Source organism: Lentilactobacillus hilgardii, from assembly GCF_009832765.1.
In the GTDB taxonomy this organism is placed as follows: Bacteria; Bacillota; Bacilli; order Lactobacillales; family Lactobacillaceae; genus Lentilactobacillus; species Lentilactobacillus hilgardii.
In genome coordinates this window covers 1,797,391-1,815,327 of the sequence record NZ_CP047121.1, presented here as the reverse complement: position 1 = coordinate 1,815,327, position 17,937 = coordinate 1,797,391, and the positions used below count along the sequence as shown (strand labels likewise).

At 38.6% G+C, this 17,937-nt stretch carries 21 protein-coding genes and 1 other annotated feature; of the genes, 18 read left to right on the top strand and 3 right to left on the bottom strand.

Annotated features, from left to right (window positions below; translation table 11 throughout):
• Positions 1–5: 5 nt before the first annotated feature.
• The 8 genes from GQR93_RS08520 to rpmF all read left to right on the top strand — a co-directional run bounded on the left by GQR93_RS08520 (position 6) and on the right by rpmF (position 4,674).
• Positions 6–317 carry a YhbY family RNA-binding protein gene (locus tag GQR93_RS08520; protein ID WP_003554350.1) on the top strand — a complete coding sequence of 104 codons (312 nt, stop codon included), beginning with the start codon at positions 6–8 and terminating at the stop codon, positions 315–317.
• A gap of 21 nt (positions 318–338) precedes the next feature.
• Positions 339–971 carry a nicotinate-nucleotide adenylyltransferase gene (locus GQR93_RS08515; protein ID WP_003554349.1) on the top strand — a complete coding sequence of 211 codons (633 nt, stop codon included), beginning with the start codon at positions 339–341 and terminating at the stop codon, positions 969–971.
• A complete protein-coding gene (gene yqeK, locus GQR93_RS08510; protein WP_003554347.1) occupies positions 961–1,572 on the top strand; it encodes a bis(5'-nucleosyl)-tetraphosphatase (symmetrical) YqeK in 612 nt (203 codons plus the stop codon). Before GQR93_RS08515 ends, yqeK begins: the two co-directional genes overlap by 11 nt.
• A gap of 10 nt (positions 1,573–1,582) precedes the next feature.
• Positions 1,583–1,939 (top strand): ribosome silencing factor, encoded by a 357-nt coding sequence (gene rsfS / locus GQR93_RS08505; protein ID WP_003554345.1) that lies wholly within the window; start codon positions 1,583–1,585, stop codon positions 1,937–1,939.
• On the top strand, positions 1,936–2,676 hold the full coding sequence (locus tag GQR93_RS08500) for a class I SAM-dependent DNA methyltransferase (RefSeq protein WP_003554343.1): 741 nt from the start codon (positions 1,936–1,938) through the stop codon (positions 2,674–2,676). Before rsfS ends, GQR93_RS08500 begins: the two co-directional genes overlap by 4 nt.
• A 1-nt stretch (position 2,677) precedes the next feature.
• Positions 2,678–3,811, top strand: a complete 1,134-nt coding sequence (locus GQR93_RS08495) for a nucleotidyltransferase (RefSeq protein ID WP_003554341.1) — start codon at positions 2,678–2,680, stop codon at positions 3,809–3,811.
• A gap of 83 nt (positions 3,812–3,894) precedes the next feature.
• Positions 3,895–4,449 (top strand): DUF177 domain-containing protein, encoded by a 555-nt coding sequence (locus GQR93_RS08490; RefSeq protein WP_003554338.1) that lies wholly within the window; start codon positions 3,895–3,897, stop codon positions 4,447–4,449.
• A gap of 51 nt (positions 4,450–4,500) precedes the next feature.
• Entirely contained in the window at positions 4,501–4,674 is a 174-nt protein-coding gene (gene rpmF / locus GQR93_RS08485; RefSeq protein WP_003554336.1) for a 50S ribosomal protein L32, read from the top strand.
• Positions 4,675–4,941: 267 nt separating this feature from the next.
• Here the strand turns inward: rpmF and adhP are convergent, their stop codons facing one another.
• Positions 4,942–5,958 (bottom strand): alcohol dehydrogenase AdhP, encoded by a 1,017-nt coding sequence (gene adhP, locus GQR93_RS08480; protein ID WP_003554334.1) that lies wholly within the window; start codon positions 5,956–5,958, stop codon positions 4,942–4,944.
• Positions 5,959–6,207: 249 nt separating this feature from the next.
• Between adhP and GQR93_RS08475 the strand changes: the two genes are divergently transcribed.
• Entirely contained in the window at positions 6,208–6,894 is a 687-nt protein-coding gene (locus GQR93_RS08475) for a response regulator transcription factor (RefSeq protein ID WP_003554332.1), read from the top strand.
• On the top strand, positions 6,891–8,471 hold the full coding sequence (locus GQR93_RS08470; RefSeq protein WP_003554330.1) for a HAMP domain-containing sensor histidine kinase: 1,581 nt from the start codon (positions 6,891–6,893) through the stop codon (positions 8,469–8,471). Before GQR93_RS08475 ends, GQR93_RS08470 begins: the two co-directional genes overlap by 4 nt.
• A 55-nt stretch (positions 8,472–8,526) precedes the next feature.
• On the opposite strand, the gene yidC is transcribed toward GQR93_RS08470, so the two are convergent.
• Together yidC and GQR93_RS08460 are read right to left on the bottom strand one after the other, a co-directional pair.
• Positions 8,527–9,558, bottom strand: a complete 1,032-nt coding sequence (yidC, locus tag GQR93_RS08465; protein ID WP_003554328.1) for a membrane protein insertase YidC — start codon at positions 9,556–9,558, stop codon at positions 8,527–8,529.
• Between the two features lie 98 nt (positions 9,559–9,656).
• Positions 9,657–9,941 carry an acylphosphatase gene (locus GQR93_RS08460; RefSeq protein WP_003554326.1) on the bottom strand — a complete coding sequence of 95 codons (285 nt, stop codon included), beginning with the start codon at positions 9,939–9,941 and terminating at the stop codon, positions 9,657–9,659.
• Positions 9,942–9,997: 56 nt separating this feature from the next.
• Here GQR93_RS08460 and GQR93_RS08455 point away from each other — a divergent pair, with 56 nt between their 5' ends.
• The 8 genes from GQR93_RS08455 (at position 9,998) to greA (ending at position 17,909) form a co-directional block, all read left to right on the top strand.
• A complete protein-coding gene (locus tag GQR93_RS08455; RefSeq protein ID WP_003554324.1) occupies positions 9,998–10,765 on the top strand; it encodes a TrmH family RNA methyltransferase in 768 nt (255 codons plus the stop codon).
• A gap of 71 nt (positions 10,766–10,836) precedes the next feature.
• On the top strand, positions 10,837–11,334 hold the full coding sequence (locus GQR93_RS08450; RefSeq protein WP_003554322.1) for an HD domain-containing protein: 498 nt from the start codon (positions 10,837–10,839) through the stop codon (positions 11,332–11,334).
• A gap of 49 nt (positions 11,335–11,383) precedes the next feature.
• A complete protein-coding gene (locus GQR93_RS08445; protein ID WP_202212587.1) occupies positions 11,384–11,734 on the top strand; it encodes a winged helix-turn-helix transcriptional regulator in 351 nt (116 codons plus the stop codon).
• Between the two features lie 37 nt (positions 11,735–11,771).
• Positions 11,772–11,986: a binding site (T-box leader), on the top strand.
• Between the two features lie 90 nt (positions 11,987–12,076).
• Positions 12,077–13,126: a phenylalanine--tRNA ligase subunit alpha gene (gene pheS, locus GQR93_RS08440; protein WP_035444781.1), complete on the top strand. Its 1,050-nt coding sequence runs from the start codon at positions 12,077–12,079 to the stop codon at positions 13,124–13,126.
• Positions 13,127–13,129: 3 nt separating this feature from the next.
• A complete protein-coding gene (gene pheT / locus GQR93_RS08435; protein ID WP_003554316.1) occupies positions 13,130–15,541 on the top strand; it encodes a phenylalanine--tRNA ligase subunit beta in 2,412 nt (803 codons plus the stop codon).
• 44 nt (positions 15,542–15,585) lie between these two features.
• Positions 15,586–16,704: an endolytic transglycosylase MltG gene (mltG, locus tag GQR93_RS08430; RefSeq protein ID WP_003554315.1), complete on the top strand. Its 1,119-nt coding sequence runs from the start codon at positions 15,586–15,588 to the stop codon at positions 16,702–16,704.
• A gap of 29 nt (positions 16,705–16,733) precedes the next feature.
• Positions 16,734–17,408 (top strand): uridine kinase, encoded by a 675-nt coding sequence (gene udk / locus GQR93_RS08425; protein ID WP_003554313.1) that lies wholly within the window; start codon positions 16,734–16,736, stop codon positions 17,406–17,408.
• A 24-nt stretch (positions 17,409–17,432) separates the two neighbouring features.
• Entirely contained in the window at positions 17,433–17,909 is a 477-nt protein-coding gene (greA, locus tag GQR93_RS08420; protein ID WP_003554310.1) for a transcription elongation factor GreA, read from the top strand.
• Positions 17,910–17,937: the final 28 nt, after the last annotated feature.

The window sequence follows — 17,937 nt, the reverse complement described above, 5'->3', positions numbered from 1 at the left end:
TATTTATGGAATTAACAGGGAAGCAAAAACGTTATTTACGAGCATCAGCTAATCGGATGAGACCTATTTTTGAAATTGGTAAAAATGGCCTTTCAAAGATATGGCTTGAAGAGGTTGTAAAAGCACTTGATACTCGAGAGCTTATCAAAATCAATATTTTGCAAAATGCAGCTGTTACCACTGATGATGTTCAAGGCTTTATTGAAGGAAACAGCGATATTATAGTAGTCCAGAAGTTGGGGAAAACACTAGTACTGTTTAAACAATCCGCAAATAAGGATAATCGTGATCTATCAAGCAACGTTTTTTCAATCTAATTAGTATCGAGGTATTTCAAAATGGTTAATGTCAGTCAAACAGTACAAACTTTACCCAAAACAAAGGTTGTCACTCAGGGAAAGCGTAAGCGGGTTGGAATCTTGGGTGGTACTTTTAATCCTATTCATAATGGTCATTTAATTATTGCCGAACAGGTGCGTGACCAACTTGGATTAGATCGGGTTTATTTTATGCCGGATGCAAATCCACCTCACGTAGATCCTAAATTTGCGATTGACGCCAAGGATAGAGTTGCGATGGTTAACTTAGCAATTACTGGGAACCCTAAATTTGCGATTGAAATGACTGAAATTTTCAGGGGTGGGGTTAGTTATTCGTACGAGACAATGCTGGATTTAACACGTCGACACCCGGAGAATCAGTACTATTTTATTATCGGTGGTGATATGGTAAATTATTTACCAAAGTGGCATCGAATTGATGATTTAGTCAAGTTGGTTTCCTTTGTAGGAGTCAAACGTGATGGTTATACACCAGCATCAAAATATCCTATAATTTGGGTAGACGTACCGTACATTGATATTTCTTCGACACTGATCAGGTCTAAAATTCGCCAGCATCAGTCTATTCGTTATCTAGCACCGGATGCTGTTTTGAAATATATAAAGGAGAATCAGTTGTATGAAAAATAGTCAAATGACGTATCATGAACAAATTGTGCCATATTCTCGAAAAAAATTAGTTAAAAAATTGAAAGATGCCTTAACGGATAGTCGTTATCAGCATGTTCTGAGGGTAGAACAAACTGCAATGGATTTGGCTGAGAAAAATAACATTGATATTGAACGGGCAAGCATTGCCGGTTTGGTTCATGATTATGCCAAACAACGGCCTGATAAAGATTTTATTAAAGCAATTCATGAGTATCAACTAAATCCAATTTTGTTGAATTACGGTAACTCAATTTGGCATGGTGTGGTTGGCTGGCTATTTGTTAAAAATGAACTTCAAATTAATGATATTGAGGTTTTGAATGCTGTTAGATACCATACAGTAGGCCATCAATATATGACCCCTTTGGAACAAATCGTTTATATGGCTGACTATATTGAACCTGGTCGTGACTTTCCTGGAGTTGATGATGCGAGGAAAATTACCTTTTCTAATTTGCAGAAAGGCGTTGCCTACCAAACTAAGCAGACGCTAAGTTATTTGGTGGCACATAATAAACCCGTTTTTCCGCAAACCATCATCACTTATAACAGCTGGGTACCAAAGTTTGATTTGAAATAAGGAGAATTTTATGGATAGTAAAGAGATTTCACAGATTGTTGTACGTGCAGCTGACAGTAAGCGAGCTCACGACATTGTTGTCCTGGATATGGAAAAAGTCAGTTTGATGGCCGATTATTTTGTCATTGCCGATGCTAATTCAAACCGGCAGGTAAAAGCTATTGCTGAGGAAGTTGTCGATCAGGTTGAGGCAAATGATATCCATGTTTACAGTGTTTCTGGCAAAGAAACGTCTAACTGGATTTTAATTGATCTAGGCGATGTCATTGTTCATGTGTTCCAAAAGGATACCCGTGATTTCTATAATTTGGAAAAATTATGGACAGATGCACCAATTGTTAACATTGATTCATGGGTTGAGGTATGATTTACCACGAATTTGCCAAGTTTTATGATGACTTGTTTGATGAAACGTTATACGATAAATGGCTTGAGTATACGCTTAGGCGTACGAATCGGTCGGATAAAATATTGGACCTTGCATGTGGTACCGGACGGCTTGCAGTAAGACTTTCCAGAGCTGGATACAATGTGGATGGTGCTGATTTATCTGAAGATATGCTCACAATGGCCGATCAGCGAGCGCGGGAAGCTGATCAACAAATTAACTTCTTTCAGTTGGATATGCGAAATTTAAGCGAATTGCCATCTTATGATAGCATTACGTGTTTTGATGATTCTTTGTGTTACTTGTCATCAGAGTCTGATTTACGACAAACTTTTTCCCAAGTTAGCACTCACTTAAAACCTGGCGGTAGTTTCTTATTTGATGTGATTACGCCATATCAAACCGATGAGGTTTATCCTGGATATATGTACAATTATCAGGATGAAGATCGGGCATTTATGTGGTCAAGTTATGCCTCTGAGAGCGTTTCTCACGCTGTGGAGCATGAGCTGACATTCTTCCTTTATGACGGAGATAAGAATGCCTACGATGCTTATAATGAGCTTCATAAAGAGCGTACTTATCCGGTAGACCGTTATTCTCAAATGTTAACTGGTGCAGGTTTCTCTGAAATCCAAATAACGACAAATTTTGGGGAAGATTCTTTTAAAAATGACGTTAAGCGATGGCTATTTGAGTGTAAGAAGGTAAATTAATTTGCTTAAAGCAGTCGGCATTATTTCTGAATACAATCCGTTTCATAATGGGCACCTTTACCAGATGACACAAGCAAAGGAAAAAACCGGTGCAGATGTCACCGTTGCGGTAATGAGTGGTAACTGGCTGCAACGAGGTGAACCGGCTATGTATGATAAATGGACTCGAGCACTAGCTGCACTTAAAACAGGAGTGGATGTGGTGATAGAATTGCCGTTTTATGCGGCTGTTCAACCATCACATATTTTTTCGGCAGGGGCCGTTAGACTTGTAGCCGCTATGAAATGTGATTGGCTGGCTTTTGGAGCTGAAACACCGGAGATCGATTATCAAAAATTAATTGATAACCAACCTAAGAAAGACGACTCCTTTAAGCAGTTTAATCGTCCATATGCCTCGATCTTTCAAGAATATTTATATAGCAGAACCGGTATTCGAATTGATAAGCCCAATGATATATTGGCTTTTGGATATGCTAATGCCAATATGTTGATAGGCTCTCCATTGCATCTGGTTCCCATTAAAAGAGTTGGAAGTGCACATAATGATCATCAACTAAGTTCGGGGTTAATATCCAGTGCTTCTGCAATTAGGGATCAACTGAAAAATGGGCATTTCGATATTGTTCGAAAATTTGTACCTGAATCTTCATGGCGAACTTTTTCAACAGCTAAAGTGATTGATTGGGACCAATTTTGGCCGTTGCTAAGATTTGAACTTATTGAAGCACCTATTGATACACTGCATTCGATATATCAAATGACTGAGGGAATTGAATATCGCCTGAAACAAGCGGCAATTGAATCTGAAACATTCTCGCAATTTTTACAATTTGTGAAAACAAAGCGTTATACTTACACTAGGATTCAGCGTTTGTGCTGTTACGTGCTATTACATGTAACTTCATCTGAAATGTTGATTAATCCTCAGTATATTCGTTTGTTAGGGTGTACGCGTCAAGGGAGACGGTATTTGAATCAAATTAAAAATGATTTAGAGTTGCCAATGATCTCCAAGGTGAATCAGGAAGTTGTAAAAAAGTTTGTTCATTTGGATTTTAAGGCTGGGATGTTAATCGAGATGGTTAATGGCGCACATCAGGATTTTTATAAACACCCAATCATTCTTCATTAAGGAGTTAACACTATCAAGCAAATCACCTTGACAAGCGTTTTTGTTGCCGGTATAATGAATTTTGTTGCATTGGAGGAATTACAGTGAAATGGTTTTTTAAGGATTTGCAAAAGTACTCCGATACAGATCCGTTCACGTTCAATGAAACCCTTGATATTAAAAGTGACTTGCTGAGTCGGTACGCTGATGAAGTGATCGATGCAAGCACTTTTAAAATAGATGGGGCTGCATTCTCTGATCGTGGTGATGTGATCATTGATACTCATATTGTTGGTAAATTGGTGGTTCCTTCTTCAAGGTCACTAACACCTGTTGATCTACCGTTGGATTTTACGGTTGAAGAGTATTATGTTCCGTCAAAAGCTGCTGAATCAAGATATGGTAAGGACGATGTCGTTTTTATACTTGGTGAAGAGGACGAAGTTGATAGTCGTTCTGCGGTCGTTGATAACGTGATTTTGCATATTCCTATGCACATTTTGTCTCCTGAAGAGGAAGCTGGTAAAACAATGCCAAGCGGACACGATTGGAACGTACTTTCAGTTGATGATTACGAAGATCAGAAGGCAGAATTAAAAACAGTTGATCCACGTCTGGCAAAATTAAAGAACTTTTTTAAAGATAAGGACTCTAATTAGCTGGGCTTAAAAATTCACTAGTGGATATTTTAGTTACGAGGAGGGAAAGACATGGCAACACCAGCACGTAGAACTTCAAAAGCTAGAAAACGGATGCGTCGTGGTCACATTAAGTTACAGACTCCTAATTTGAGTCTTGACCCAAGAACCGGCGAATATACATTACCACATCACGTTTCATTATCTGGCATGTACAAAGGCCGTAAGGTTTTAAAGAATAAGTAAAACAAAAAGCAATTTAGAACGCCATGGATTCTAAATTGCTTTTTTTCTGTCTAAATTTTAAAAATCGGAATCATTTATTCACGGTTTGAGTAACCGATGCTTTGTAGTAAGAATTATTTTAGAAAAAAATTTTCGCTTTTTTATTGTGTAAAAGTGTACAAGTTTTACTTAGAAATGAATTGACCGAATGTAAAAGGAATGCGATAAGGGAGACAAATCCCCTCACATTCCTTTTTATAGCGTAGTTGTTATGAATGATGGAATTCTTTATTTGGTAAAGTCAACAACCATGCGACCAACGATTTTGTTTTGTTTCATTTCATCAATGATATCATTAACTTCGTCTAAACGACGGGTTTTAACAATTGGCTTAACTTTTCCTTCTGAACCAAATTGGAAGGTTTCTGCCAAATCTTGTCGAGTTCCAACCAACGAACCGGCGACTTGAATGCCATCTAGGACGGTCTTGTCAATATTAAGTGCCATATCGCCCTTTGGAAGGGCAACAGCAACTAAACGACCATCTGGACGAAGGGCATTTACTGAAGTAGTGAATGCTTCAGTTGTAACAGCAGTGATTTGAGCATTATGCACACCGCCAACCTTTTTCTGGATTTGTTCAGCAACATCAGGGTCATGACGGTTAATGGTAATATCAGCACCGTTTTCCTTAGCAGCATTGAGCTTGTCTTCGTTGCCATCAACAGCGATGACGTTTGCACCGAAAACATTGTGAGCAAATTGAACGGCTAAATTCCCAAGACCACCAGCACCAACAACCTCTACCCATTGTCCGGGACGAGTTTCGCCAACCTTCAATGCTTTGTACATTGTAACACCTGCACAGGTCAAGGAAGTTGCTTCAACAGGATCTAAACCTTCTGGCACTTTAACGGCATAATCTGCCGGTACAATAACTTGTTCGGCCATTGCGCCATCAACAGAAAAACCGGAATTTTGAACATTTCGGCAAAGTGTTTCACGGCCGGTAGTACAATATTCACAGTGACCGCAACCTCTGTAAAACCAAGCGATAGAAACACGATCGCCTATTTTTAAATTGTCGACGTCATCAGCAACTTGAATAACTTTTCCAACGCCTTCGTGCCCAATAATTCTCCCCGGAACCTTACCAAAATCGCCGGCAGCAACGTGGAGATCTGTGTGACATAATCCACAATACTCAACTTTTACAAGTGCTTCCCCCTGGTGAATTGGTCGTAATTGAACATCTTTAATATCAACGTAACCATCAACTGGGTCTCTAACAACTGCAGCTTTCATTTAATAGATCATCCTTTTTTGTAATTTATTTTCAAACAAGTTTATTATAAGCAAGAAAGGAAAATGATTCAAGTGAAAAAATGCACATAAATGAATAAAGTGAAAAATATTTCCAAAATTTAAGATTCTTTCGAATTCTTAAACTACTGCACTAATTTTCTCATAACTATGTTAAAATGAGAATTATGTTAAAATGTTTTAAGGTACAATAATAAATAAATTAAGATACTTTAGGAGAGCTGATTATTTATGAGTCGAATTTTGATAATTGAGGATGAAAAGAATTTGGCGCGTTTCGTCGAACTTGAATTAAAACACGAAGGATATGACACCCAAGTTGAGTTGAATGGACGAACAGGTCTACAAGCTGCATTGGATGAAAATTTTGATGTGATATTGCTTGACTTAATGCTTCCAGAGCTTAACGGGATGGAGGTTGCACGACGCCTTCGTGAAAAGAAGAACACACCAATCATTATGATGACCGCCAGGGACTCTGTTATCGATCGTGTTTCCGGATTTGATCACGGCGCCGATGATTATATTGTGAAGCCGTTTGCAATCGAAGAGTTGCTTGCAAGAATTCGGGCACTATTGCGACGCATTCAGATTGAAAACGATCAGCAAAAGAGTAGCAAGAAATCCGTTACTTTTAAAGACCTTACAATCGAAAAAGAAAGTCGCATTGTTCGCAGAGGCGACGAAGTGATTAACTTGACCAAACGTGAATATGAGTTGTTATTAACGTTGATGGAAAATGTTGACGTTGTGTTGGCACGGGATGTTCTGTTAACAAAGGTTTGGGGATATGATTCTGAAGTCGAAACAAACGTTGTTGATGTGTATATCAGATATCTTCGTAATAAGATCGATCGTCCAGGTGAAAATAGCTATATCCAAACTGTTAGAGGGACCGGGTATGTGATGAGGTCATGAGTCAAGCCAATAACAAATCTGGGAAACGCAAGATTTCGTTAAAATGGAAATGGGCTTTTTTTACCTCGATCGGTGTTTTGGCAATTGTGGTTGCTTTTTCGGTGTTGATTTTTAACCGTTTTACAAATGTTTTACTTGAACAAGAAAGAATGCATATCGATAATACGTTATCAACAGTTTCTTCGAGACTAACGAATTATTCTTCGCCTTTGGGGAAGGGTGACGTTGAACGTTATTTAAGACCACAACTTAATAGTGGTGACTCTCAAAGCGACGACAGAAACATTTATTCGGACTCGTTAGTTGTTAATTTTTCACGCGACAGCATTCTTGTTAATGTGTACAGTATCAATGGCAAGCGGCTTTTTGAGTCAAAGAAAAATGATTCCAAACTTGCGTCTTCTTCAAAACGAAAGATCATAACTTCTAGGCAGAATGGCAAAAATATTTTAATCGGTGTTGAACCATTGCTTTCCAAGAAGAATGGATCGCTTATTGGCTATGCACAAGTTATCGATGAATTAAGTAGCTATCGGGCAACAGCTCGAAAATTGGCTGCTATTTTAGCAATTCTTGTTTTAATTTCGGTTTTGATATCAATGATTCTTGCTTATGTATTGGTGGCTGAATTATTGCGTCCCATTAATCAGATTCAAGAAACGATTAATAAGGTTAAAACTGATCCGGATTCTGACGCGCGGGTGCCGGATCTTAAGACTCACGATGAGCTTTCCGATTTAGCGGACTTGCTTAACAGCATGCTGGATCAAACCCGTCGTTACATTGATCAGCAGCAGCAGTTCGTTGAGGATGTATCGCATGAATTAAGAACACCTGTTGCAGTCATTCAGGGGCATATAGACATGTTGCTGCGTTGGGGGAAAGATGATCCTGAAGTGTTGGAAGAATCGTTAAAAGCATCACTTCAAGAAACGAAGCGGATGAAGAGTTTAGTGTCCGAAATGTTGGATTTATCACGGGCAGAACAGATTGAATTAAATTATGGCGAAGAGATTACTAATATTACTGAAGTCTTTGAGCAGGTTTATAATGATTTCAAAATGATTCATCCAGATTTTACGTTTACTTTTGATGATGATACCGATGACCATGTATATGTTCAAATTTATCGTAATCATTTGGAACAGGTATTAGTCATTTTATTGGATAATGCGATTAAGTATTCCGCAAAACGTAAAGAGGTTCATATGTCGCTTTCTACTTCAATGTCAATGGTAAACATTGCTATTCAAGATTTTGGCGAAGGAATCTCCCAAGAAGATATTAATAAGGTTTTTAATCGGTTTTATAGAGTTGATAAGGCTAGGAGCCGAGACAAAGGTGGCAATGGATTGGGACTATCAATTGCTCACCGATTGATTGAAGCTTATCATGGTAATATTTCAATCGAAAGTTCCTTAGGATATGGGTCAATTTTTCAAATTAATTTACCAATTTTGAAGAATATGCCTCAAGAGGATGATGATAATGGCAGCGGTGAAGGAGATACGCCACTTAACCTTAATAGTTCAGATTCCAAGGAACCGAATCAATCTAATCAAAAAAATGATCATTAAAAAGAAGTGCCGGGAAAAAGATTCCCGACGCTTCTTTTTTTGTAAAATTTATGTTCTAACGATGCCTTTGTTGCTTACCGGCATTTCGCCGTCTGTCATTCTTGTGAGGTTGATTCTTGGCTTGTGTTTTTTCAGGATTAACATCTTCAACCGGTTTGCTTATCTGCTGTGTTTCACCAGTTTGTTGCTTTCCAGCATTTCGTTGCCGATTTCGATTATGAATATTTTCCTTGGTATCAGTGCCGTTTGATTGATTTATAGGTGCTTTCGGCATTAAGTCTTCGACAGTGACGGGTTTCTTGCCTTCCATCTCTTTGGCAATCTTTTTTCGAATGCCAGGACGATATAAATTCATAATAATTGTTTGGAGGCAAGCAAACAATCCGCCGATAAAGAAGTAAATCCCCAAGCCGGCCGGGGCAGAAATAGTGAACAGCAAAATCATAATAGGACTCATGAGCATCATGGCACCCATTTGCTTTTTCTGTGCTTTAGGCGTTCCTAACATCATTAAATATCCCTGTAGTAAGTAAGACAAAAATGAAAGAACAGCCAGAAGCCAACTGGATTGACCAAGCCGAATCCCCATAAAGACCGTATGGGATAGTTCGGGCGAATATCGAATTGCGGCATACAAGGCAGTAAAGATCGGCATTTGTATGATGAGCGGCAGACATCCAATGCCACCCGTCATTGAAATATTATTCTGTCGATATAGTGCCATCATTGCTTGGCTGGCAGCCGTTTGTTCCTCGGTCGTTTTTGCTGCTTTTTGCCGTTGTTGCAATTTACGCATTTGTGGACGAATCATTTGCATGCGTTCCTGTTGAATTGTCGAACTCTTCATTTGACGAACCATAATTGGCAAAAGAAACATTCTAACAATGACGGTCAATACAACAATTGCCCATCCATAACTTCCGACAATTTGTGCAATTGCCTCCATAATTGATTGAGCCGGTCGAGCAAGATAATCGTATACCAGGCCATATGGTTTACCTGATTTGGTGGTCTGAACACAACCACTGAGTAGTAACGCCATCCCGGAAAGCATTCCGAATGTCGTTATGCGCTTAAGTTTTTTCATCGATTAAGACCTTTCTTTATTTATACATAGACAAAGTAAATCTTACTCGATACTGGGAAAGTTTTCAATTTAATCTTGACGAAACTTATTAATCTTTATTAATATTTGACATTGAAGCCTTTTAACGTTGGATTCGTTATATACTTAGTAGAGACAGATCTGATATGAGCGTATGGTGTTGGTGAATTTTTTATTTTCATAATAAACTGTGCCAGGGGAATTGGTTTTCCTTGGGCAATGATTTTCACGGAACCGTCTGGCTTGTTTTGGACCCATCCGGAAATGCCCATTTCTTTTGCAACTTGAATGGTTGCCCAACGAAATCCCACTCCTTGGACGATTCCAAAAATAGTCAGTTCAGTTGTTTTGATTTTTTTATCCATATTTTAAAAGTCACCTCACTTTATACTAATAAATTAATTATAAAAGGAAGAGCTTAATGCAATCAATTACTTCTAATCAAAATAATCGAGTTAAAGAATGGCGTAAGATGCAATCTAAGAAAGGACGATTGAGTTCGGGCCAATATATCATTGAGGGATGGCATATTGTGGATGAAGCAATCAAACATGATCAGCAAATTGATGCGGTTATTGTAACGGATGCCAATTTTTTGGATCAGTTGGAAGTTGATCCTGCAGTGACTGATACGTATTTAATTACACCCGAAGTTGCCAAACATATTTCTGCCACTGAGACGCCCCAGGGCGTTTTTGCGGTTTTGACAACGGAAAACTACCATGAATCAATTCCAGAAAAATTGGGCGGGTCGTGGTTAATGCTCGATAATATTCAGGATCCCGGTAATATCGGAACGATGGTGAGGACAGCAGACGCTGCTGGAATGAATGGTGTTATTTTTGGAAAAGGAACTGCTGATATATATAATCCAAAAGTCGTTAGATCTATGCAGGGAAGTCAGTTCCATGTTCGACTATACTCGGGTGATTTGGCAGTGTGGATGGCAGCGTTTAACAAGCATAATGTACCAGTGTATGGAACGGAATTGAATGATCAGGCTATTTCATATGATGATGTTGAGCCTACCAAACAGTTTGCTTTGGTGATGGGAAATGAAGGAAACGGCGTTTCAGCAGATCTACTTGACAAAACGGATCAAAATTTGTATATTCCAATGAATGGAGAAGCCGAATCATTGAATGTCGCGGTTGCGACAGGAATCTTAATATTTCATTTTGTAAAGTAATGTTCGTTTTTGTTGATATTTTTGGTGATATCTAGTATGATGTCTTGTAATAAAGGGCAAAGGGGTATAATATGCGCAAAGATGAATGGAAAAATGATTCTGAATACGTTCAAATTGTTGGCGATCTGATTAAGAACCCAACTGTTCAAAAATTAGCCAACTATAAACAACACCATCATTCTACCAGACTTGAACATTCCTTAGCTGTTTCATTTGATAGTTATCGAATTGCAAAAAAGCGAGATTTGGATTATCGGGCGGTCGCTCGAGCCGGTCTTCTTCACGACCTGTTCTTTTATGATTGGCGGACAACTAAGTTTGACTTGGGGTCACATGCATTTGTTCACCCACGGGTAGCACTTAGAAACGCAGAAAAGATTACAACGCTTTCACCAGTTGAAAAGGATATTATTTTAAAGCACATGTGGGGACTTACCCTTGCCCGTCCGAAGTATGAAGAGAGTGTGATTGTTTCGCTAGTTGATGACTACGAAGCGGTTAGAGAGTTTGTGAATCCATTTAGAACCAAAGTTAAGAACCAAATTGACAGAATTGCAACGACTAAATAATTTTTTTGATTTTCGTATTAATCCAAGTAAGTTTAAGGAGGGGAAACTTATGAAAGAAAACATTGCATTACGTGAACCCATCAACTATTTTCTCTGTCCGAAGTTTGAAAAAACATTTTCGTTTCTGGGGAAGAAATGGAACGGTCTAATCATTGATGTTTTATTGCAAGAAGGTGCCTTGAGATTTCGTGAAGTTGCCAGACAAATTCCAAAGTGCAGCGACCGGGTATTGGTAGAACGATTGCGTGAACTTGAGGATGACGGGGTTGTCATTCGTAAAGATTATCCAAACTCATCTCTTATTGAGTATTCATTAACGGATCAAGGCAAAGAGTTGGCACCAATTATGCATGCAATTCACTCATGGTCAGAAAAATGGTATCCAAGCACTGGAAGTTAGCTTGACCATTTTTTTATTTTAGATTATCATTCATTAAGTAAATGCGTTTGAGAAAAAAGCAGTAGGCAATTAATTTTTTTAGAGACTCTGTGGTTGGTGTGAACAGAGAAATTGGTTGTACGAATTCATTTTTCGAGCAGAAAATGGGAGTTAATATTAACAAAAATTTTCCGGTAGTCACCGTTAATGATTCTTAAGTGTGTCATTTTTTAGTGACAAATTAGGGTGGTACCGCGAAGCTTCGTCCCTGGATGGACGGGGCTTTTTTTGTGCTTTTATTTTGCTGACGAAATAGTTATTGACTTTGTTTTTGACGCAATAAAAAATATTTGGAGGGAAACCATGTCGTTACGCGATAAATTAACAGAAATTAAACAAAATGGTTTAACGGATATTGATTCAACCGTTGATCTTAAGAAGCTAAACGAGATTCGGGTTCATCTGCTTGGTAAGAAAGGACCAATCACTGCTGCCTTGCGCGGCATTAAAGACTTGCCTGTGGAAGAACGTCCTGAAGTTGGTAGTTATGCAAATAAAATTCGTGATGCGATTACTCAAGCGGTTGCAGAACATCGTCAGAAGCTTGAAGATGCTACACTAAATAAGCAGCTTTCAGCTGAAACAATTGACGTGACCTTACCGGGAAAGCCTGTTGCACAAGGTCAGCCCCATGTGATTCAGCAAATCATTGATGAGTTTGTTGATTTGTTTTTAGGAATGGGCTATCAAGTACTGCAAGGTCCTGAGGTTGAGTCTGATAAATATAATTTTGAAATGATGAACTTACCTAAAAACCATCCCGCTCGTGATATGCAGGATACATTTTATTTAAGTAAAGAGTTTTTAATGCGATCTCAAACATCTCCAATGCAGGCTAGGGCACTTGAAAAGCATGACTTTTCAAAGGGTCCTTTGAAAATGATTTCACCAGGAATCGTTTATCGTCGCGATACTGACGATCCTACCCATTCGCATCAATTCCATCAAGTTGAAGGATTGGTCATCGACCGTCATGTGACGATGGCTGATCTTAAAGGAACACTTATTACAATGGCGCAAAAGATTTTCGGTGATAAGTTTGATATTCGCCTTCGGCCGAGTTACTTTCCATTCACGGAGCCATCTGTTGAAGTTGATGTTACCTGTTTTAACTGTATGGGTAAGGGATGCGATGTCTGCAAGCATACCGGTTGGATCGAAGTTTTGGGTGCCGGAATGGTTCATCCAAACGTTTTGGAAATGGCCGGTGTAGATTCGAAAGTGTATGGTGGCTTTGCATTTGGTGTTGGCCCTGACCGTTTTGCAATGTTGAAATACGGCGTCGATGATATTCGGGATTTCTATCTTGATGATGTTCGATTCTTAGATCAATTTGATAAGAGGGGTAACTAAAGAATGAAAGTATCATATAACTGGTTAAAAAAATACTTGAATTTAGATATTCCAGCTAAAGATTTAGCTGAAAAAATTGAACGGACTGCAGTTGAAGTTGATTCTGTCGACATCGCAGAGGAAGGCTTGAAAAAGTTAGTTATTGGCCACGTTTTATCAATGACTTCCCATCCGGACTCCGATCATTTACACGTTTGCTCTGTTGATGTTGGTGAAGAGGAGCCGCTCCAAATCGTTTGTGGTGCGCCAAATGTTGATGCAGGACAAAAAGTTATTGTAGCTCTGCCCGGTTCGCGTATTGGTGGCAACGTTAAAATTAAGCGATCGAAGATGCGTGGTGTTGAATCCGAAGGGATGATCTGCGCTCTGGACGAAATTGGATTCAGCAAGGATGTCGTCCCAAAGGAATGGGCAGATGGTATTTATGTCTTTGATGATAGCGTTCCAGTCGGTGAACCCGTTTATCATTATTTAGGAATGGATGATCCAATCATTGATTTGGATGTCACACCCAACCGCGGAGATATGTTAAGTATTTTAGGAACTGTTCATGAATTAGCTGCTATTTACGATCAGCATCCTGATATTAAAAAACCGGTTGTTCATGAAGATTCAGCATTAAATGCTAATGACGAAATTAAAGCTTCTTCAGATAATTCTCTCGCAAAAACATATAAGTTACGTGTCATTAAGGGCGTAAAAATTGCACCTAGTCCGTCATGGTTACAGATTACCCTTTGGAATGCCGGTGTTCGACCTATAAATAACGTTGTCGATGTGACTAATTATATTTTGATGAAATATGGGCAGCCACTACATTCCTTTGATGAGGATAAAATTGATGGCGATATCCAAGTTCGCCTGGCGCAAAAAGGCGAAAAGATCACAACGCTTGACGAAGAGGACCATGATTTGTCTCCCGAAGATATTGTCATCGCCGATAATGATCATCCGATTGCGCTTGCAGGGGTGATGGGTGGTTACAATACTCAAATTGATGAGCAGACGACAAACGTTGTCTTAGAATCTGCTATTTTCGATTCTATTAGAATCCGGAAGACAGCTCAACGACACGTCCTTCATTCCGAAGCATCACAGCGCTTTGAACGTGGTATTAATCCAGATGGCGTTGAAGATGCCATTAATGAAGCTGTTAATCTCATTCAGAAGCTTGCTGGCGGCAAAGTTGCTAAAGGAATCGTGACTGCTTCAGAATATCATCCCGAATTACCAACGATTTTTATAACAGCTGCAAGAACAAATCATGTTCTTGGTACTAATCTTAAAATTGAAGACATTAAAGCAATCTTTGATCGTTTAGGATTTATCAGTGAAAAACAAAGCGATGGGTTAAATGTCACAATTCCAGCACGTCGTTGGGATATTCATATTGAGGCCGACTTATTTGAAGAGGTTGCTCGAATTTATGGCTATGATAATTTGCCGGCAACGTTGCCGACTGGTCGTCAAACGATAGGTGTGTTAACGTCGGCGCAAAAAGTCCAAAGAGCTGCTCGACATATACTGGAAGGTCTTGGATTAACACAAGCTATTTCATATTCATTGACAACGGAAGAAAAGGCGCAACTATTCATGATGCGGGAGAGTAAACTGACAAAATTACTTTCTCCGATGACACAGGATCATTCGACATTAAGAATGAATCTACTTAGTGGTTTGTTGGATGATGTTTCTTATAATCATGCTCATAAGGTTAATGATGTTGCCTTATATGAAACTGGTCGGGTATTCTACAAAGATACCGATGATCAAGTTCGTCCAGATGAAGTGGAACATGTTGCCGGTGTTGTGACTGGTAATTTAACAGATCCTTCATGGAATAATCATGTTAAATCGGTTGATTTTTACGATTTAAAAGGAATTGTTGATCAGTTTATCGAGAACCTTGGCATTAATGGTGATATTGAGTATACGGCAACAAATAAGTATCCGGAAATGCATCCCGGAAGAACTGCAGATATTAGTATCCACGGTCATTATGTAGGATTTATTGGACAAGTTCATCCAAAGATCACCAAACAATTCAAGATTAAGGAAACATATGCTTTTGAACTTAATCTGCAAACATTAATCGATCTGCCAAAGAGTGATGATCAATATCAGGTAATTTCGAAGTATCCATCAGTTGAACGAGATATTTCATTCTTAGTTGACAGTGACGTGACTAATGATCAAATTGTTAATTTAATGAAAAAACGTGGTGGTGCATTCCTTCATGATATTCGTTTATTTGATATTTATGATGGTGCAAATGTTCCTGACGGTAAAAAATCAATGGCTTATTCGTTACATTATGTCAATCCTCGTGAGACATTAAAGGATGAAGTTGTGACAACTGCTTTTGAAAAGATTAAAAAACGGTTAACTGATGAACTAAATGCGGAAATTAGGTAGTTTCAAACTTATAATGAAAGCTGAGAATATAGGAGGAGCATCTAATGAGTAACAACTCAAATGAACGGACCCCCAAACCCAACCGTAGTTTAGGGCGAAAAATCATTATTTCCGTAATTGCGATTTTAATTATTCTGGCGGTGTCCATTAGTTTTCTTGGTTATCGGTATTTTCAAGAGGCCCTGAAACCAATGAATCCGCAGAATACAAACGTTACCCAGGTTCATATCCCACTTGGGGCATCCAATAAACAGATTGGCTCAATCTTGCAGAACAAGAAAGTTGTAAAGAGTGGGATGGTTTTTGATTACTATGTTAAATCCAATAACATGAGTGAGTTTCGTGCTGGCTATTACCAGTTGAAACCATCGATGAGTTTGAAAACAATTGCTAAACAGCTTCAAAAAGGTGGCAGTGATCAGCCAATCCAAAGTACTAAAGGAAAGGTTTTGGTTCGCGAGGGAGCAAATATTGATCAAATTGCTACTCAGGTTTCTTTAACGACAGATTTTTCGAAGCAAAACTTTATTAGTGTGATGAAAGATCAAGCATTTATGGAACAGCTTGAAAAAGCTTATCCTAAGTTATTGGGTTCTGCTATGAAAGCAAAGCAAGTCAGATACCGTCTTGAAGGATATTTGTATCCAGCAACTTATGAAGTTAAGAAGAATACGTCACTTAAGTCTCTCGTTAATCAGATGGTTGCCAAAACTAATCAAGTATTAGCGCCTCACTATCAACAAATTAAAAAGACTAAATTGACCGTTCAGCAATTTATGACACTGGCTTCTCTAATTGAGCGGGAAGGGGTTAATCAGACAGATCGTCGTAAGATGTCAGGCGTGTTATTGAACAGAATCGACATTAACATGCCGCTTCAGTCTGATGTCGCCGTGTTGTATGCCATTCATCGTAATAATAAACAACTGACAACTAAGGATCTTCAGAGTAACTCTCCTTATAATCTATATAAATATACAGGCTTTGGCCCTGGACCTTTTGATAGTCCAAGTATCAGCTCTGTTCAAGCATTACTTCATCCACTTGATCGTTCAAAAAATTATTTATACTTTGTTGCAAATACCAAGACCAGGAAAGTATATTATTCGAAAACGTACGAAGAACATCAACAGCAAATTGCTAAACATGCTTCAAATAATTAAGAGTTGATAACCGAAAGGAAATTCGATTAATGACAGAACCAGCAAAAAAACCGGTTGTGATTGGTGTCACTGGTGGCTCGGGAAGTGGTAAGACAACCGTTAGCCGAAAAATATTTGATGAGTTATCAAACTATTCAATCATGATCTTGCAGCAGGATTCGTATTACAAAGATCAAGATGAGATGACAATGGCGCAGCGAAAACGGGTTAATTACGATCATCCGATGGCTTTTGACTATGATTTATTGGTTAAACAGCTGAAGTCACTTCTAAAGTATCAAGCGATTGAAAAACCGGTATACGATTATAATCAATTTACTCGAAGTAAAAAAACCATTCATCAGGACCCTCGAGAAGTTATTATTCTTGATGGCATTTTAATACTTGACGATGAGCGATTACGTGATTTAATGGACATTAAAGTATTTGTCGATACAGACGATGATATTCGACTGATTCGCCGTATTGAGCGGGATACTAAGGAACGCGGCCGTTCATTAGACAGCATTATTCATCAGTATTTGACAACGGTTAAACCAATGTATCATCAGTTTGTTGAACCGACTAAGCGTTACGCAGATATCATTGTGCCTGAGGGTGGCGAGAACCAAGTTGCAATTGATCTGTTAACAACCAAAATGCGCTCGATTTTAAAGAGTCGTGGCAGTGAACAAATCAAACAGAATTTTGATTCAACAATTTAATCTTTTATAAAGGAGAATTTTTAGATGGCTGAACAAGAATCATATCCAATGACCGCAGAAGGTCGGGACAAGTTACAAAAAGAATTGGAGGATTTGAAGGTAAATCAACGACCAAAAGTGGTTGAAAGAATTAAAATTGCTCGAAGTTATGGTGATTTATCGGAAAACTCCGAGTATGAATCAGCAAAAGATGAGCAGAGTATGTTAGAGAGTCGAATTACGACAATTGAGCATATGATTCAATATGCACAGATTATTGACTCTCATGACAGTGACAAGGACGAGGTTACTGTTGGGAAAGCTGTGACATTTAAAGAACTCCCTGATGAGGAACCGGAAACATATACGATTGTTGGGGCTGCTGAAGCTGATCCAATGTCTGGCAAAATTTCAAATGATTCACCAATTGCCAAGGGACTTTTAGGACACCGCTTAAATGAAGAGGTAGTCATTCATATCCCTGCTGGTGATATGAAAGTAAAAATTTTGGAAGTTAAATAGACTATTTTTTAAAGGCGCCCGGTTTAGT

Excerpts from the sequence above, each read along its gene's own strand:
- GQR93_RS08520 (WP_003554350.1), top strand. The coding sequence starts at position 6 with ATGGAATTAACAGGGAAGCAAAAACGTTATTTACGAGCATCAGCTAAT.
- GQR93_RS08515 (WP_003554349.1), top strand. The coding sequence starts at position 339 with ATGGTTAATGTCAGTCAAACAGTACAAACTTTACCCAAAACAAAGGTT.
- yqeK (WP_003554347.1), top strand. The coding sequence starts at position 961 with ATGAAAAATAGTCAAATGACGTATCATGAACAAATTGTGCCATATTCT.
- rsfS (WP_003554345.1), top strand. The coding sequence starts at position 1,583 with ATGGATAGTAAAGAGATTTCACAGATTGTTGTACGTGCAGCTGACAGT.
- GQR93_RS08500 (WP_003554343.1), top strand. The coding sequence starts at position 1,936 with ATGATTTACCACGAATTTGCCAAGTTTTATGATGACTTGTTTGATGAA.
- rpmF (WP_003554336.1), top strand. The coding sequence starts at position 4,501 with ATGGCAACACCAGCACGTAGAACTTCAAAAGCTAGAAAACGGATGCGT.
- adhP (WP_003554334.1), bottom strand. The coding sequence starts at position 5,958 with ATGAAAGCTGCAGTTGTTAGAGACCCAGTTGATGGTTACGTTGATATT.
- GQR93_RS08475 (WP_003554332.1), top strand. The coding sequence starts at position 6,208 with ATGAGTCGAATTTTGATAATTGAGGATGAAAAGAATTTGGCGCGTTTC.
- GQR93_RS08470 (WP_003554330.1), top strand. The coding sequence starts at position 6,891 with ATGAGTCAAGCCAATAACAAATCTGGGAAACGCAAGATTTCGTTAAAA.
- yidC (WP_003554328.1), bottom strand. The coding sequence starts at position 9,558 with ATGAAAAAACTTAAGCGCATAACGACATTCGGAATGCTTTCCGGGATG.
- GQR93_RS08460 (WP_003554326.1), bottom strand. The coding sequence starts at position 9,941 with ATGGATAAAAAAATCAAAACAACTGAACTGACTATTTTTGGAATCGTC.
- GQR93_RS08455 (WP_003554324.1), top strand. The coding sequence starts at position 9,998 with ATGCAATCAATTACTTCTAATCAAAATAATCGAGTTAAAGAATGGCGT.
- GQR93_RS08450 (WP_003554322.1), top strand. The coding sequence starts at position 10,837 with ATGCGCAAAGATGAATGGAAAAATGATTCTGAATACGTTCAAATTGTT.
- GQR93_RS08445 (WP_202212587.1), top strand. The coding sequence starts at position 11,384 with ATGAAAGAAAACATTGCATTACGTGAACCCATCAACTATTTTCTCTGT.
- pheS (WP_035444781.1), top strand. The coding sequence starts at position 12,077 with ATGTCGTTACGCGATAAATTAACAGAAATTAAACAAAATGGTTTAACG.
- pheT (WP_003554316.1), top strand. The coding sequence starts at position 13,130 with ATGAAAGTATCATATAACTGGTTAAAAAAATACTTGAATTTAGATATT.
- mltG (WP_003554315.1), top strand. The coding sequence starts at position 15,586 with ATGAGTAACAACTCAAATGAACGGACCCCCAAACCCAACCGTAGTTTA.
- udk (WP_003554313.1), top strand. The coding sequence starts at position 16,734 with ATGACAGAACCAGCAAAAAAACCGGTTGTGATTGGTGTCACTGGTGGC.
- greA (WP_003554310.1), top strand. The coding sequence starts at position 17,433 with ATGGCTGAACAAGAATCATATCCAATGACCGCAGAAGGTCGGGACAAG.